Source organism: Micrococcus sp. CH7, assembly GCF_001595485.1.
In the GTDB taxonomy this organism is placed as follows: Bacteria; Actinomycetota; Actinomycetes; order Actinomycetales; family Micrococcaceae; genus Micrococcus; species Micrococcus luteus.
Genome location: NZ_LOSQ01000001.1, coordinates 50,654 through 65,449, shown reverse-complemented (window position 1 = coordinate 65,449; position 14,796 = coordinate 50,654). Strand labels below are relative to the sequence as shown.

The following is a 14,796-nucleotide window of genomic DNA, read 5'->3' as shown; positions in this document are numbered from 1 at the left end:
AGTGCCGGTATGACCCAGCACACCTCCGAGGCCGCCGCCGACGGCGCCCGCACCCCGTCCGCCATCGACGCGCTCGCCGAGCGCTACGTGACCGACCTCCTCGCCCTGCATCCGGACACCGCCACCGAGCTCGGCTTCCCGGGCCGAGAGACCGAGTACACGGACTTCTCCCCCGCCGGTGCCCGCGCCGACGACGAGCTCAACGCCCGCCTGCTCGAGGACTTGGCCGCGCTCGAGCCGCAGGACGAGACGGACCGCGTCACGAAGGCGGCTATGCAGGAGCGCATCGGCCTCGAGCGCGAGATCCACGCGACCGGCCGCACCGAGCTGAACAACATCGCCTCCCCTGCCCAGGGCATCCGCGCGGTCTTCGACCTCATGCCCACGGACACCGCGGAGCAGTGGGGCCACATCGCCGGCCGCCTCGAGAACCTGCCGGCCGCCCTGCGCGGCTACACGGAGTCCCTGCTCGCCTCCCGCGACGCCGGCCACGTGGCCGCGGTGCGCCAGGTGGACATCGTGGTGGAGCAGGCCCGCGCCCACGGCGCCGCGGGCGGGTTCTTCCCGGGCCTGGTCGAGCGGGCCGAGGCAGCCGACGTCGTGGACGGCGCCCTGGCCGCCCGCATCCGCTCCGGCGCGGACACCGCCGCGCAGGCCTACCGCGACTTCGCGGACACGCTCGAGGCCGAGCTGCGCCCGCACGCCCCGGAGGCGGACGGCGTCGGGATCGAGTACTACCGGCTGGCCTCCCGCGTCTTCCTCGGCGCCGAGATCGACCTCGAGGAGACCTACCGCTGGGGCCAGGAGGAGCTGGCCCGCATCATCGCCGCGCAGCAGGCGGACGCCGAGCGCATCCGACCGGGCGCCACGATCGAGGAGGCGCGCGCGATCCTGGACGCGGACCCGGAGCGCACCCTGAAGGGCACCGAGGCCCTGCGCACGTGGATGCAGCGGCTCTCCGACGACGCGGTCGAGGCCATGAAGGAGCACTTCGAGATCCCGGCCCCGATGGACCGGCTCGAGTGCATGATCGCCCCCACCCAGGAGGGCGGCATCTACTACACCGGCCCCTCGGACGACTTCTCCCGGCCCGGCCGCATGTGGTGGTCCGTGCCCCCGGGCGAGGACGAGTTCACCACGTGGGCGGAGACCACCACGGTCTACCACGAGGGCGTGCCGGGCCATCACCTGCAGATCGCCACGGCCATGATGAACCGGGAGAACCTCAACCTGTGGCGCCGCAGCTTCTGCTGGACGTCCGGCCACGGCGAGGGCTGGGCGCTGTACGCGGAGAAGCTCATGGAGGAGCTCGGCTTCCTCGACGACCCGGGCGACCACCTCGGCATGCTGGACATGCAGCGCATGCGCGCGGCCCGCGTGGTGTTCGACATCGGCTACCACTGCGGCTTCGACGCCCCCGAGTCCGAGGGCGGCGGCGCGTGGACCCCGGAGAAGGGCTACGCGTTCCTGGCCAAGCACCTGATGATCTCCGAGGGCCAGCGCCGCTTCGAGTTCACGCGGTACCTCGGCTGGCCGGGGCAGGCGCCGGCGTACAAGGTGGGCCAGCGCATCTGGGAGCAGATCCGCGCCGAGCACGAGCAGGCCGAGGGCGCCGACTTCGACCTCAAGGCCTTCCACACGCGGGCCCTGCGCCTGGGCGGCATGGGCCTGGACACCCTGCGGGAGGCGCTCGCGTGATCCCGCACGACGACGGCGCGGCCGGCCCCGGCACGGGCCTGCGGCTGGTGCTCGGTTCGGCCTCCCCCGGCCGGGCGGAGGTCCTGACCCGGGCGCGGGTGCCGTTCCGCGTCGTCGTCTCGGGAGTGGACGAGGCGGCCGTGGGCGCCGCGGCGGGCGACCCGTCGCCGGCGGAGCTGGCGGGCCTGCTGGCGGAGGCCAAGGGCCGCGACGTGGCCGCCCGTGTGGCGGCCGCCGGCGTCGAGGCCCCCACGCTCGTGCTCGGCTGCGACTCCGTGTTCGAGTTCGAGGGCCGCGCCCACGGCAAGCCCTACGAGCCCGAGGTCGCCGTCGAGCGCTGGCGGGCCCAGGCCGGCCGGGAGGGCGTGCTGCACTCGGGCCACTGGCTGGGCCTGGTGCTGCCGGAGCCCGGGGTCGGGTCCGGGGTGGCCGCGGAGGCGGGCGTGGTGTCCGCCGTCGTGCGCTTCGGCGCCGTCACCGAGGCCGAGATCCAGGCCTACGTGGCCACGGGCGAGCCGCTGCACTGCGCGGGCGCGTTCACGGTGGACGGCGCGGGCGCGGCCCTCGTGGACAGCGTGGACGGGGACCCCAACGCGGTGATCGGCCTGTCCGTGGCGTGGCTGCGGCGGGCCACGGCGGCCCTGGGCCAGGACTTCACCCGGTTGTGGGAACCCTCCAACGCGCAGCGCTGATCCGGCGCGACAGGGCCGCGTGCCTCGGAGGGTTCCGCCACAACGAGTAGGGTGCTGGTCAGAGTCGGCGCCGTCCCGCGCCTTTCGCCCCACCGGGTGAGGGGCACGACCCCGGATGTGGCGCCCGCACCCCCAGCCGTGATCGTCCGAGGAGTCCATCGCCCATGAGCATCGCCGACGCACCGCAGGCCTCGGTCGTCCCGCCCGTCGACCCCGCGGCGGAGCGCCGGTTCTCCCGGGTGCTGATCGCCAACCGCGGCGAGATCGCCGTGCGCATCATCCGGGCCTGCCAGGACGAGGGGCTGACCTCCGTGGCCGTCTACGCCGAGCCGGACCGGGACGCCCTGCACGTGACGCTCGCGGACGAGGCCGTGGCCCTCGGCGGGGAGACCGCCGCCGACTCCTATCTGGTGATCGGCAAGATCCTCGACGCCGCCGAGCGCGCGGGCGCGGACGCCGTGCACCCCGGCTACGGCTTCCTCTCCGAGAACGCGGACTTCGCGCGCGCCGTGGCCGACGCGGGCCTCGTGTGGATCGGCCCGCCTGCCGAGGCGATCGATCGGCTGGGCGACAAGGTCTCGGCCCGCCAGCTGGCCACCAAGGTCGGCGCCCCGCTGGCGCCGGGCACCACCTCCCCCGTGACCGGCACGGAGGAGGTCGTCGCGTTCGCGGACGAGTTCGGCCTGCCGGTGGCCATCAAGGCGGCCTACGGCGGCGGCGGCCGCGGCATCAAGGTGGCTCGCACGCGCGAGGAGATCCCCGAGTTCTACGAGTCCGCGGTCCGTGAGGCCGTGGCCGCGTTCGGCCGGGGCGAGTGCTTCGTGGAGCGCTTCCTGGACAAGCCGCGCCACGTGGAGACGCAGTGCCTGGCGGACGTGCACGGCGACGTCGTCGTGATCTCCACCCGCGACTGCTCGCTGCAGCGCCGCAACCAGAAGCTCGTGGAGGAGGCCCCGGCGCCGTTCCTCACGGACGAGCAGAACGCCCGCCTCGTGGAGTCCTCCAAGGCGATCCTGCAGGAGGCCGGCTACGTCGGCGCGGGCACGTGCGAGTTCCTCGTGGGCCAGGACGGCACCATCTCCTTCCTCGAGGTGAACACGCGTCTGCAGGTGGAGCACCCGGTCTCCGAGGAGATCACCGGCATCGACCTCGTACGCGAGCAGTTCCGCCTGGCCCGCGGCGAGGCCCTCGGCTACACGGACCCGCAGCCCCGCGGCCACTCGATCGAGTTCCGCCTCAACGGCGAGGACCCGGGCCGCAACTTCCTGCCCGCCCCCGGCCGGCTCACCACGTTCCGCATGCCCAGCGGCCCGGGCGTGCGCGTGGACTCCGGCGTGGTGGAGGGCGAGACCGTGTCCGGGGCCTTCGACTCCATGGTCGCCAAGCTGATCGTCACCGGTGCGGACCGCCGCCAGGCCCTGCAGCGCGCCGCCCGCGCCCTGCGCGAGGCCGAGATCGTCGGCATGCCCTCGGTGCTGCCCTTCCACCGCGCCGTGGTGCGCGACCCCGCCTTCGCCCCCGAGATCGCCGGCTCGGAGGAGCCGTTCTCGGTGCACACCCGGTGGATCGAGACGGAGTTCGCGAACCGCATCGAGCCGAGCGCCCTCACCCCGGCCGAGCCGGCCCCCCGCGAGGCGCGCCACACCGTGACCGTGGAGGTCAACGGCAAGCGCGTGGACGTCACCCTGCCCACGTGGGGCGAGGCCCTGCACACGATCTCCGGCGCCGCCCAGCGGGCCGGTGCGGGACGACGCCGGCCCCGCGGCAAGCGCGGCGCACCGGTGGCCGCGGCCGTCAGCACGGACGCGCTGACCGCCCCGATGCAGGGCACCGTGGTGAAGGTCGCCGCCGAGAACGGCCAGACCGTGGCCGAGGGCGACCTGATCGTGGTCGTGGAGGCCATGAAGATGGAGCAGCCGCTCGCGGCCCACCGCGCGGGCGTGGTCAGCGGTCTCGAGGTCGAGCCGGGCCAGACGGTCACGGCCGGCACGGTGATCGCCACCATCGCCGACGCGGAGTGAGCCGCCGGCGACGACGGCGGGGAGCGCCGGCGTCGCGGACTGGTTCCACATGGTGGACGACGAGGATGTGACTCTCGCAGATCGGCGCGACGAGGCTTAACCTGACACGCATCTTCGTCTCACATCGTGGTCGCTCGCGACCCCCTGTGCCCGTCATACCAGGGAGACACCATGTCCCACTCCACCCCGCCCGTGAACCCGGGCGCCCCCACCGATCTCACGTCGGACGCGGTCGCCACCGCGGAGGAGGTGCCCCGCTCGCGGGTCATCATCGCCTCCCTCGTGGGCACCTCGATCGAGTTCTACGACTTCTACATCTACGCCACGGCCGCCGTCTCGGTGTTCCCGCTGATCTTCTTCGCGGGCGGCGACGACAACACGGCCCTGCTGGCCTCCATGGCCACCTTCGGCGCGGCGTTCGTCGCCCGGCCGCTGGGCGCCGTCGTCTTCGGCCACCTGGGCGATCGCGTGGGCCGCAAGACCACGCTCATCGGCTCGCTGCTGACCATGGGCATCGCGACGTTCCTCATCGGCCTGCTGCCCACGTACTACCAGATCGGCCTGTGGGCGCCGGCCATGCTGACGCTGCTGCGCTTCTTCCAGGGCCTGGGGCTCGGCGGCGAATGGTCCGGCGCCGCCCTGCTGGCCACCGAGTACGCCAAGGACGGCAAGCGCGCGCAGGCGGCCATGTGGCCGCAGCTCGGCGCGCCGATCGGCTTCCTGCTGGCCAACGGCCTGTTCCTCGCGCTGGTGCTCGGCTTCGGCCACGACTCCACGAGCCCGGTGCTCGACGGCCCGTTCCTCACGTGGGTGTGGCGCGTGCCGTTCCTGCTCTCGATCGTGATGGTGGCCGTGGGCCTCTACGTCCGCGTCAAGCTCGAGGAGACCCCGGTCTTCCAACGCGCCCTCGACCGCGACCAGCGTGTGAAGGCGCCGCTGGGCGAGGTGTTCCGCCGCAACTGGTGGGAGCTGATCCTGGGCACCTTCGTCATGTACGCCACCTACGTGCTCTTCTACCTGATGACCACGTGGATCCTCTCCTACGCGATCGGCAAGCCGGCCAACGGCTTCCTGGGTGTCCCCTACGCCGAGTTCCTCGTGCTGCAGCTGGTCGGCATCCTGTTCTTCGCGGCGTTCGTGCCGGTCTCCGGCCTGCTGGCGGACCGCTTCGGCCGCCGCCCCACCCTGATCGTGATCTCGGTGCTCATGGTGCTGTTCGGCCTCTCGTTCGGCCTGTGGCTCTCGCCGGAGAACATGGGCGTGGGCGCGGAGCTGAACGTGCCGCTGATGCTGGCGTTCCTGGCCACGGGCATGACGCTCATGGGCCTGACCTTCGGGCCGATGTCCGCGGTGCTGCCCGAGCTGTTCCCCACGAACACGCGCTACACCGGCTCCGGCATCGCCTACAACGTGTCCTCGATCCTCGGCGCCGCGCTGACCCCGTTCATCGCCGCCTGGCTGGTGCAGAAGTTCGACGTCGCCTACGTCGGCTACTACCTGGCCGCCGCGTCCGCGATCACCGTCATCGCACTGGCGCTCTCCCCCGAGACCCGCCACACGGACCTCGACACCGTCACCTCGGCCCGCGAGCGCCGCGCCGCGCGCTGACCCCGGCCCGCCCCCGGCGCTCCCCCCGCGCCCCACGCCCGCACTTTCGAACGTGACATCGGGGGAATGGACGCTTTCGGTCGTGAGATAGGCCCTATCTCACGACCGAAAGTCGTCTCTGGGTCAGATGCGCACGTGCAGGCGGCGCGCCGCCTCCGCGATCGACCCGGACATGGACGGGTACACGGTGAAGGTGTCCGCGAGGTCGTCCACGTGCAGCTTGTGCGTGACCGCGAGCGCGAGCGCGTAGATCAGCTCGGAGGCGCGCGGCGAGACCACCACGCCGCCGATCACGGTGCCGGAGCCCTGACGGGCGAAGATCTTCACGAACCCCTCCTCCGCGCCGGACATCTTGGCGCGAGGGTTGGTGTGGAAGTCCAGGCGCAGCACGTCCGCCTGGTACTGGCCGGAGTCCACCTGCGCCTGCGTGACGCCCACGGTGGCGATCTCCGGGGAAGTGAAGATGTTCGAGGCCAGCAGGTGCGGGCGCAGCGGCTTGAGGGCGTCGCCGAGCAGGTGGGCGACGGCGATGCGCCCCTGCATGGCCGCCACCGACGCGAGCGCGAGCTTGCCCGTGCAGTCGCCCGCCGCGTAGATGCTCGGCACGGACGTGCGGGAGACGCCGTCCACGAGCACGTGGCCGGAGTCGGCCAGCTTCACGCCCACGTCGTCGAGACCGAGGCCCGCCGTGTTCGGCACTCCGCCGACGGCCACCAGCGCGTGGGAGCCCTCGATCCACGGAGTGTCCTCGGCTCCCTCGCCGGAGAGATGGACGCGTACGCCGGTCTCGGTCCGCTCGACGGACTCGGCCCGGGAGCGGGCGATCACCCTGAGGCCGTTGTCCTCGAAGACCTTCTCGAGCAGCTCGGCGGCGTCGGCGTCCTCCCCGGGGAGCACGCGGTCGCGCGAGGAGACGAGGGTGACCTTGGCGCCGAGGCGGTTGTAGGCCGAGGCGAACTCGGCGCCGGTGACGCCGGAGCCCACGACGATCAGGTGCTCGGGCAGCTCCTTGAGGTTGTAGACCTGCTTCCAGTTGAAGATCCGCTCGCCGTCCGGGACGGCGGTGGGCAGCTCGCGGGGGCTCGCGCCGACGGCCACGAGGATCGCGTCCGAGGTGATGATCTCGGGCTCGGCGCCGGCGTCGGCGTCGTCGAGGGCGCGGACGGACACCTCGTGGGGGCCGACGACGCGGCCCACGCCGTCGATCACCCGGACGCCGACCCGCTCGAGGCCCGCGCGGATGTCCGAGGACTGCTCGTGGGCCAGGTTCAGGATGCGGTGGCCGACCCGGCCCATGTCCGCGTGGACGTCGCCCCCGCCGAGGTCGACGCCCAGGTCCACGGAGGCGCCCACGCGGCGCATCGAGTCGGCGGCGGCGATCAGCGTCTTGGAGGGGACCACGTCCGTGAGGACGGCCGCGCCGCCCAACCCCTGGCGCTCGACCAGGGTCACGCGGGCGCCCAGCTTCGCGGCCACCATGGCGGCCTCGTAGCCGCCGGGGCCGCCGCCGATGATGGTCAGGGACGGGATGAAGGTGCTGTTTTCCTCGGTCACGGGCTCCATTGTGTCCGCCGCGGACGGGAAAGTCCTAGCCCGCGCCCACGGGACACCGCCTAGACTCCACGACGTGACCGACCAGACCAGCATCCCCTCCCCCGACTCCCCCTTGACCGGCGACCATCCGGGCTTCGCCGAGGCCCGCGCGGCCGCCGACACCATCGCCCGGGCGACGGGCGTGGCGGAGCACCGCGTCGCCGTCGTCCTCGGCTCTGGCTGGGGCGAGGCCGCCGGCCTGATCGGCGACGAGGTCGCCGCCGTGCCGCTGGCCGAGGTGCCCGGCTTCCACGCCCCGAAGGTGCCCGGCCACAACGCGGTGATCCGCTCGGTCCGACTGCCGGACGGCACGCACGCCCTCGTCTTCGGCTCGCGCACGCACTTCTACGAGTCCCGCGACGCCCAGGCCGTGGCGCACACCGTCCGCACCGCCGCCGCCGCCGGGGCGCGCACCGTGGTGCTGACCAACGGCTGCGGCGGCCTGGACCCGGAGATCGCCCCGGGCACCCCCGTCCTGATCGCGGACCACATCAACCTCACCGGCGCCACCCCGCTCGCCGGCGCCACGTTCGTGGACCTGACCGACCTCTACTCCCCGCGGCTGCGCGCGATCGCCCGTGAGGTGGACCCGTCCCTGCGCGAGGGTGTGTACGTCCAGTTCGCCGGCCCGCAGTACGAGACCCCCGCCGAGGTGCGGATGGCGCGCACCCTCGGCGGCGACCTCGTCGGCATGTCCACGGCACTGGACGCGATCGCGGCCCGTCACGCCGGGCTGGAGGTGTTCGGCATCTCGCTGGTGACCAACCTCGGCGCCGGCATCTCGGAGACGCCGCTGTCCCACGCCGAGGTCGTCGAGGCCGGCCAGGCCGCCGGCCCGCGCATCGCGCGTCTGCTCGCGGACATCGTGGGGCGGCTCTGATGCCCGCGCATCCCCCGCACGACGACGTCGCCGCGCTCCCGGAGGACGTCCTCGCCCGGGCTGAGCGGTGGGCGGCGGAGGACCCCGACCCCGCGCACCGGGACACCCTGCGCGCCGAGCTCGACGCGGCCGCCGGCGTCGGCCCGGAGGCCGCGGCCGCCCGGGCGGTGCTCGCCGCGCGCTTCGCCGGGCCGCTCGCCTTCGGCACCGCCGGCCTGCGCGCCGAGGAGGGCCCGGGCGAGTCCCGCATGAACCGGCTCGTGGTGCGCCGCACCGCGGCGGGTCTGGCCGCCCACCTGTGGGACGGCGTCGGACGGGACGCGGCCCCGCCGCTGGCCGTCGTCGGGTACGACGCGCGGCGCGGTTCGGCCGCCTTCGCCGCGGACACGGCCGCCGTCCTGACGGCCGCGGGCGTGCAGACCGTCCTGCTGCCGGACCCGCTGCCGACGCCGGTGCTCGCCTTCGCGGTGCGCCATCTCAGCGCGGACGCGGGCGTGATGGTCACGGCCAGCCACAACCCGCCCGCGGACAACGGCTACAAGGTCTACCTCGGCGGGCGGCTCACGGACGAGGCGGGTCGCGGGGCGCAGATCGTCTCCCCCGCGGACGCGGAGATCGCCGCCCGCATCGACCACGCGGCGTGGGCCGCGGACATCCCGCTCGCCGACGACGGCTGGACCGTGGCCGGGCCGGACCTGCTGGAGGCCTACCGCGCGGCGGCCCTCGGCGTGCTCGACGACGACCGGCACGGCCACCGCGACCTGCGCGTGGTCTACACGCCCCTGCACGGGGTGGGCGGCGCCGTGGTCCCGGGCCTGCTCGAGGACGCCGGCTTCGGCCCCGTCCACGTGGTGGCCGAGCAGGCCGCCCCGGACCCGGCCTTCCCCACGGTCGCGTTCCCCAACCCGGAGGAGCCGGGGGCGATGGACCTCGCCCTCGCCCTGGCCGCCGAGGTGGACGCGGACCTGGTGATCGCCAACGACCCCGACGCCGACCGCCTGGCCCTGGCCGCGCCCGTCACCGACGCGGACGGTGTCCGCACGTGGCGGATGCTCTCGGGCGACGCCGTCGGGACGCTGCTGGGCGCGCACGCGATGCCGGCCCTGCACGCAACCGGCCGCAGCGCCGCGAACTCCGTGGTCTCCTCCCCGCAGCTGGCCGCCCTGGCCGAGGCGAAGGGGGTGACGCACCACGTCACGCTGACCGGCTTCAAGTGGATCTCCCGCGCCCCGGACCTCGGCTTCGGCTACGAGGAGGCCCTCGGCTACTGCGTGGACCCGGACATGGTGCGGGACAAGGACGGCATCACGGCCGCCCTCATAGCCGCGGAGCTGGCCGCCGCCCTCAAGGCGCAGGGACGCGGCCTGACGGACGCGCTGGCCGACGTCGACGCGGTCACCGGCGCCATGCCCAGCGCCCAGGTCTCGGTCCGCGTGGCGGACCTGTCCCTGATCGCCCGCACCATGGCGGCCCTGCGTCAGCAGGCGCCGGCCACGCTCGCGGGCGAGCCGGTCACCGTGCGCCGGGACCTGGCCGCCGGCGGGGACGGGCTGCCGCCGACGGACGCGCTGCTGTTCGCCACCGACTCCGGCACCCGCGTCCTCGTGCGCCCCTCCGGCACCGAGCCGAAGCTCAAGTGCTACCTCGGCACCCGGGACGCCGACCCGGCCGCGGCCGCCGAGCGGCTCGAGGCGCTGCGCGCCGAGGTGACGGCCCTCGTGGGCGGCTGAGCCTCGGTAGGCTGGCGGACATGACCGTCTCCCTCACCACCGCCGAGCTGGCGAAGTACATCGACGCGACCGCCCTGAAGGCCGACACCTCGGAGGCGGACGTGCGCCGCCTCGTGGCCGAGTCCCGCGCGGCCGGGGTCAAGAGCGTCTGCATCAACCCCGTGTGGGTGCCGCTGGTGGCCGCCGAGCTCGCGGGCTCGGACGTGCTGACCTGCACCGTGATCGGCTTCCCCCTCGGCGCCAACGCCTCGGAGGTCAAGGCCTTCGAGGCCCGGCAGGCGATCGACGCCGGCGCGGACGAGGTGGACATGGTCCTCGACGTCGCCGCGGCCCGTGCCGGGGACCGCGCCCGGCTCGTCGCGGACGTCCGCGCCGTGGCCGAGGCCGCGCACGCGGACGGCCCCGCGGGCGACGGCGGGGCGCTGCTCAAGGTGATCGTGGAGACCGCCCTGCTGGACGACGACGCGATCGTCCTGGCCTGCGAGGCCGCGGTCGAGGCCGGGGCGGACTTCGTGAAGACCTCCACGGGCTTCTCCACCGCGGGCGCCACCGTCGAGCACGTCGCGCTGATGCGCCGCACCGTGGGCGAGGGCATCGGCGTGAAGGCCTCCGGCGGGGTGCGCACCCGCGCGGACGCCCTGGCGATGATCGAGGCCGGCGCCACCCGGATCGGGGCCAGCTCCGCGCTTGCTATCCTGGGATCCGACTGACTCGCATCATTTCGGCCGGGCGTCCGCCCCGGCCGGGACCGCACCGAAGGAGCATCACGTGATCCGCAACGGCAAGGCCATCGACCACTCCAACGTGGGCGGCGTCTGGGGTTCCCTGATCGCCTTCATCGTCGCCTTCGGCGCGTTCCTCGGCTGCCTCTACGCCATGGGCTTCTGGTCGCTCGAGTCGGTCTGGATCCCCGGCCTGATCGCGCTGGCCCTGGCCACTGTGGCCTTCATGATCCCCCAGGCGTTCCTGGGCCGCAGCGACACCGTGGACACCACCGCCATCCACACCCGTCCCGTCGTCGAGCACGCCGCCTCCGGCGCCCACGCCGTCGAGACCGGCGCCGCGCACCGCTGAGCCGTCCCGGAGCCGAGGATCGCTGACACAGGTCGTCCGGCCGCCGCGCGCCGAAGGGCGTCCACCCGCAACACGGGGGTGGACGCCCTTCGGCTTGTCTCCATCGCGGCGGTGGTGCTGGGTCACGCGTACCTGACGGACCTCACCTTCAGCCGGTACCTGGAGATCTGGCGGATGCCGCTGTTCTTCTTCCTCACCGGCTACTTCTGGACGCGCGGCCGCCCCTGGGCCACGGACGTGCGGGGCCGCTTCCGGAGCCTGATGGTGCCGTACCTGGTGTGGGCGGCGCTCATGTCCGTGGCCGCGTTCGCGTGGTTCGCCGACGACCCCGACCTCCTGAGGCGCCTGATGATCACCGGCTGGTACGGGGGCGCGGACCAGGAGCCCCCGTGGTGGGCGTTCTGGTTCATCTCCGTCCTGTTCTTCACCACGGTGCTGCGCCGATTCCTCGAGCGCTTCCCGTCCGCCGTCGCCTGGGCCGTGGGCCTGGCCGGGCTGGCGTGGGCCCACTTCGTGCCGGACTCCGCGATCGCCCGCACGCCTCTGGGCGTCGGGCTGGCCCTGCCGTGCCTGCTGTTCGTCCTCAGCGGCGAGACGTTCCGCCGCCGCGTCCAGCCGCACGTGCGGCGCCATCGGACGCTCATCGGCGTCGGCCTGGTGCTGCTCGGTCTGGTCGCGGTCCGGCTGGGCCTGGAGCCGCCCAACATCAAGTTCGGCGGCTTCGGCACGCCGGTGCTCACCCCTGCCGTGGGCGTCCTGATGTCCGCGGGGATGGTGCTCGTGTTCGGTTCCACGGTGGAGGGGCTGCTGCGCTCCTTCGCCCGACGCACCGGGACGGGGCAGGCCCTGCGCCGCGCCATCACCGCCCTGGTCCGGACGGGCACGGTGGTGGTGCTGCTGCACGGCTGGGTGCTGATGTGGGTCACGCGCCACGGCGTGGAGGACAACGCCGTCAAGTTCGCCCTCGCGCTCGCCCTCAGCTGGCTGGCAGGCCTCGCCCTGCTCGCCACCCCCCTGTCCAAGCCGTTCACGGGGGCGCGCCGCCGCTGGCACCCGGTGCACCGCCTGCGACGCGTGGAGCCCCCGCACCCCGTCACGTCCGCGCTGCCGCGCGTCACGACCGCCTCGGAGAGGACACAACCATGAGCAGGGATCATCGCCCCCCGATCCGCAATCCGTTCCTGCCGCCGACGCCGCAGGAGCCCGAGGTGCCGGCCCGCGACGGCGGCCACCCGGCGGGTGACGGCGGTGACGCCGGCGCCCCGGCGGCCTCCACGGGGCGGGAGGATCGCCTCGCCGAGTTCCGGCTCGGCCCGGCGTTCCGCCCCCACCCGGCCGACCGTGTCCCCGGCCCCGTGCCGAGCGCCCGCGTCCTCGTCGTGTGCACGGGCAACATCTGCCGCTCCGCCTACGTGGAGTACGCGCTGCAGGCGCAGCTCAACGCCCTGCTCGGCGACCGGGGCCGCGCGGTGGTCACGAGCGCGGGCACGGAACCGAACCAGGCGCTGACCGTCCCCGGCCCGCTGCTCGACCTCGCACCGAGCCGCCGAGTCCGCGCCGCGTTGACGCAGCATCGACCGCAGCAGCTGACCGGGCGTTCGCTGGCCGACCAGGACCTCGTCCTGACCGCGACGGACGACCACCTGGACGAGGTGCTGCGCGAGGACCCCGCGGCGGTGCGCCGGACCTTCACGATCCTCGGCATGGGCACCCTCCTGCGCGACCACGGCGAGGAGCTCGCCGCGGCGGTCCCTCCGGGCGCGGGCGTCACCGCGCTCGTCACGGCGCTGGCGGAGCTGCGCTCCCGCCTGATCGCCCACGGGGAGCGGCCGGACGCGGATCTGCCGGACCCGTTCCGCGGCCCCGCCGAGGGCTACGCCGCGATGGCGCAGACCGCGCAGCCGATCGTCGAGCTGCTGGCGTGGGAGATCGCCCGGGCCCTCGACGGGGACGTCGTGGACGAGGAGCCGACGGGCGCCTGACCGGCCGGCGTCAGAGATCGGGGACGGGGCCGCCTCCACTGCCACGCGCAGGGGTGCGCAGCCGGGGGGCGGACAGGCGCAGCCTAAGAATGCGTAGGCGCCGAGGATGGCGAGGACGAGCACGACGCCACCCCCATCTGCGGCGTCGACCAGAGCCACAGGACGGCGCACGCCAAGCCCGCCATGGAGGTACGGGTCTCGCGCCGTCAGTCCACGAATCCACCTGAACCCCCTTTAACTTTGCACCGGGCATCCGGCACAGTCACCGCCGGGCCTCCTTTGGGTCGACTAAGCTCGCGGCCATGGGAGAACGAGCGACGGGACAGCGACCGGCCGCCCCGCCGTCCCTGGACCTCGAGGTCCGCGTCCGCCTCGCCCACGCCCGCATCACGCATCTGCTGGACCGGGTCGGCATTCGCGGCCTGCACGTCAAGGGCTACGCCACGGAGCCCGGCGTCTACCCGGAGCACCGCCGCAGTTCGGACGTGGACCTGCTGGTCCATCCGGCCGATGCCACCGCCGTCATCGAGCTCCTGCACGCCCACGCCTGGGAACCGGTCGCTGACTTCTCGGAGGGGTCGATCTTCCAGCACGCGGCCACGCTCTGGCACGACCAGCTGGGGTATGTGGACGTGCATCGGCTCTTCCCCGGCCTCGGCGCGTCCCCCGAGGCGGCCTTCGACGCCCTGTGGAGCGAGCACGCCCACCTCGTGATCGCGGGCCGGCCCGTTCCGGTGCCGAGCCCGCGCCACCAGCGGCTCGTCGTGATCGTCCACGCGGCCCGCGACCCGTTCCGCGGTGGCCTCGACGTCCGGCACATTCGGGAATCCCTCACCGCCGAGAGCTGGGTAGCCTTGCGCGAGGAATCCCACCGGCTTGACGCGGGCGCGGCCTGGCACGTCGCCACGGGCGAGGCCGCCGACGGCGTCGACACCCGGCAGCTGACCCTCTTCGCGGCGCTGCACGAGAGCCAGAGCGGTCTCGAGCTGTTCCGCACCCGGTGGCAGTCGGCCGCCACGGCGCGGGAGCGGGCCGTCCTCGTGGCCCGCACGATCCCGGTGAACCGCCCCCATCTGCAGATGCGCCTGGGCCGGCCCGTCACCCGCGCGGACCTGTGGCGCGAGCAGCGCGCCCGGCTCGGCGCACTCGCCGGCTGGGCCTGGGCGAAGGCGGTGCGCCGTGACCGTTGAGACCACCGAGGGCTGGGCCCTCGCCCCCGACATCGCGTGGGCCCGCACCGCCGGCGGCCAGGCCGTCGTCATGACGCTCGAGGCCGGTCAGCCGCTGCTGTTGAGCGCCTCGGGCGACGTGATCTGGGACGTCCTCGTGGGCGGCCGCACCCCGGCGGACGACCTGGTCGCGGATCCGCCGGCGCCGCTGTCCGCGTCGGACGTCACGGTCCAGGTGGCGGAGGCGTTCGGCCTCGACCCCGCCGACGTCGCAGCCGACGTCCACGCCTTCCTCGAGATGCTCGAGGCGCACGGCGTCCTCGTCCGCGTGCGGACGGCCTGACCCGCC

General features: G+C 74.0%; 13 protein-coding genes. 12 read left to right on the top strand and 1 reads right to left on the bottom strand.

The genetic code is table 11. From position 1 onward, the window contains the following. The first annotated feature begins 9 nt into the window (after positions 1 to 9). The 4 genes from AUV08_RS00280 to AUV08_RS00265 all read left to right on the top strand — a co-directional run bounded on the left by AUV08_RS00280 (position 10) and on the right by AUV08_RS00265 (position 6,019). Positions 10 to 1,698 (top strand): DUF885 domain-containing protein, encoded by a 1,689-nt coding sequence (locus tag AUV08_RS00280; RefSeq protein ID WP_061873028.1) that lies wholly within the window; start codon positions 10 to 12, stop codon positions 1,696 to 1,698. Beyond that, on the top strand, positions 1,695 to 2,390 hold the full coding sequence (locus AUV08_RS00275; protein WP_061867395.1) for a nucleoside triphosphate pyrophosphatase: 696 nt from the start codon (positions 1,695 to 1,697) through the stop codon (positions 2,388 to 2,390). The genes AUV08_RS00280 and AUV08_RS00275 overlap by 4 nt, the downstream gene beginning before the upstream one ends. A gap of 164 nt (positions 2,391 to 2,554) precedes the next feature. After that, a complete protein-coding gene (locus tag AUV08_RS00270; protein ID WP_061867396.1) occupies positions 2,555 to 4,411 on the top strand; it encodes a biotin carboxylase N-terminal domain-containing protein in 1,857 nt (618 codons plus the stop codon). Between the two features lie 171 nt (positions 4,412 to 4,582). Continuing rightward, positions 4,583 to 6,019 (top strand): MFS transporter, encoded by a 1,437-nt coding sequence (locus AUV08_RS00265; RefSeq protein ID WP_061867397.1) that lies wholly within the window; start codon positions 4,583 to 4,585, stop codon positions 6,017 to 6,019. 123 nt (positions 6,020 to 6,142) lie between these two features. Here the strand turns inward: AUV08_RS00265 and AUV08_RS00260 are convergent, their stop codons facing one another. Then, positions 6,143 to 7,573, bottom strand: coding sequence for an NAD(P)H-quinone dehydrogenase (locus AUV08_RS00260; protein ID WP_084785984.1), 1,431 nt, complete (start codon positions 7,571 to 7,573; stop codon positions 6,143 to 6,145). A 73-nt stretch (positions 7,574 to 7,646) separates the two neighbouring features. Between AUV08_RS00260 and AUV08_RS00255 the strand changes: the two genes are divergently transcribed. The 8 genes from AUV08_RS00255 to AUV08_RS00220 all read left to right on the top strand — a co-directional run bounded on the left by AUV08_RS00255 (position 7,647) and on the right by AUV08_RS00220 (position 14,790). After that, complete coding sequence (locus tag AUV08_RS00255) at positions 7,647 to 8,492, top strand: purine-nucleoside phosphorylase (protein WP_002854392.1); 846 nt, start codon at positions 7,647 to 7,649, stop codon at positions 8,490 to 8,492. After that, positions 8,492 to 10,222, top strand: a complete 1,731-nt coding sequence (locus AUV08_RS00250; protein WP_061867399.1) for a phospho-sugar mutase — start codon at positions 8,492 to 8,494, stop codon at positions 10,220 to 10,222. The genes AUV08_RS00255 and AUV08_RS00250 overlap by 1 nt, the downstream gene beginning before the upstream one ends. A gap of 20 nt (positions 10,223 to 10,242) precedes the next feature. Further along, positions 10,243 to 10,932 (top strand): deoxyribose-phosphate aldolase, encoded by a 690-nt coding sequence (gene deoC, locus AUV08_RS00245; RefSeq protein ID WP_061867400.1) that lies wholly within the window; start codon positions 10,243 to 10,245, stop codon positions 10,930 to 10,932. A gap of 58 nt (positions 10,933 to 10,990) precedes the next feature. Continuing rightward, a complete protein-coding gene (locus tag AUV08_RS00240; protein ID WP_061867401.1) occupies positions 10,991 to 11,296 on the top strand; it encodes a hypothetical protein in 306 nt (101 codons plus the stop codon). A 78-nt stretch (positions 11,297 to 11,374) separates the two neighbouring features. Further along, positions 11,375 to 12,442 (top strand): acyltransferase family protein, encoded by a 1,068-nt coding sequence (locus tag AUV08_RS00235; RefSeq protein WP_061867402.1) that lies wholly within the window; start codon positions 11,375 to 11,377, stop codon positions 12,440 to 12,442. After that, complete coding sequence (locus AUV08_RS00230) at positions 12,439 to 13,278, top strand: low molecular weight phosphatase family protein (RefSeq protein ID WP_061873026.1); 840 nt, start codon at positions 12,439 to 12,441, stop codon at positions 13,276 to 13,278. Before AUV08_RS00235 ends, AUV08_RS00230 begins: the two co-directional genes overlap by 4 nt. 302 nt (positions 13,279 to 13,580) lie before the next feature. Next, on the top strand, positions 13,581 to 14,468 hold the full coding sequence (locus AUV08_RS00225) for a nucleotidyltransferase family protein (protein ID WP_061867404.1): 888 nt from the start codon (positions 13,581 to 13,583) through the stop codon (positions 14,466 to 14,468). Continuing rightward, a complete protein-coding gene (locus AUV08_RS00220; RefSeq protein WP_061867405.1) occupies positions 14,458 to 14,790 on the top strand; it encodes a PqqD family protein in 333 nt (110 codons plus the stop codon). Before AUV08_RS00225 ends, AUV08_RS00220 begins: the two co-directional genes overlap by 11 nt. Positions 14,791 to 14,796 lie beyond the last annotated feature (6 nt).

Coding starts and splice junctions, on each gene's coding strand:
- AUV08_RS00280 (WP_061873028.1), top strand. CDS start 10: ATGACCCAGCACACCTCCGAGGCCGCCGCCGACGGCGCCCGCACCCCG.
- AUV08_RS00270 (WP_061867396.1), top strand. CDS start 2,555: ATGAGCATCGCCGACGCACCGCAGGCCTCGGTCGTCCCGCCCGTCGAC.
- AUV08_RS00265 (WP_061867397.1), top strand. CDS start 4,583: ATGTCCCACTCCACCCCGCCCGTGAACCCGGGCGCCCCCACCGATCTC.
- AUV08_RS00250 (WP_061867399.1), top strand. CDS start 8,492: ATGCCCGCGCATCCCCCGCACGACGACGTCGCCGCGCTCCCGGAGGAC.
- deoC (WP_061867400.1), top strand. CDS start 10,243: ATGACCGTCTCCCTCACCACCGCCGAGCTGGCGAAGTACATCGACGCG.
- AUV08_RS00230 (WP_061873026.1), top strand. CDS start 12,439: ATGAGCAGGGATCATCGCCCCCCGATCCGCAATCCGTTCCTGCCGCCG.
- AUV08_RS00225 (WP_061867404.1), top strand. CDS start 13,581: ATGGGAGAACGAGCGACGGGACAGCGACCGGCCGCCCCGCCGTCCCTG.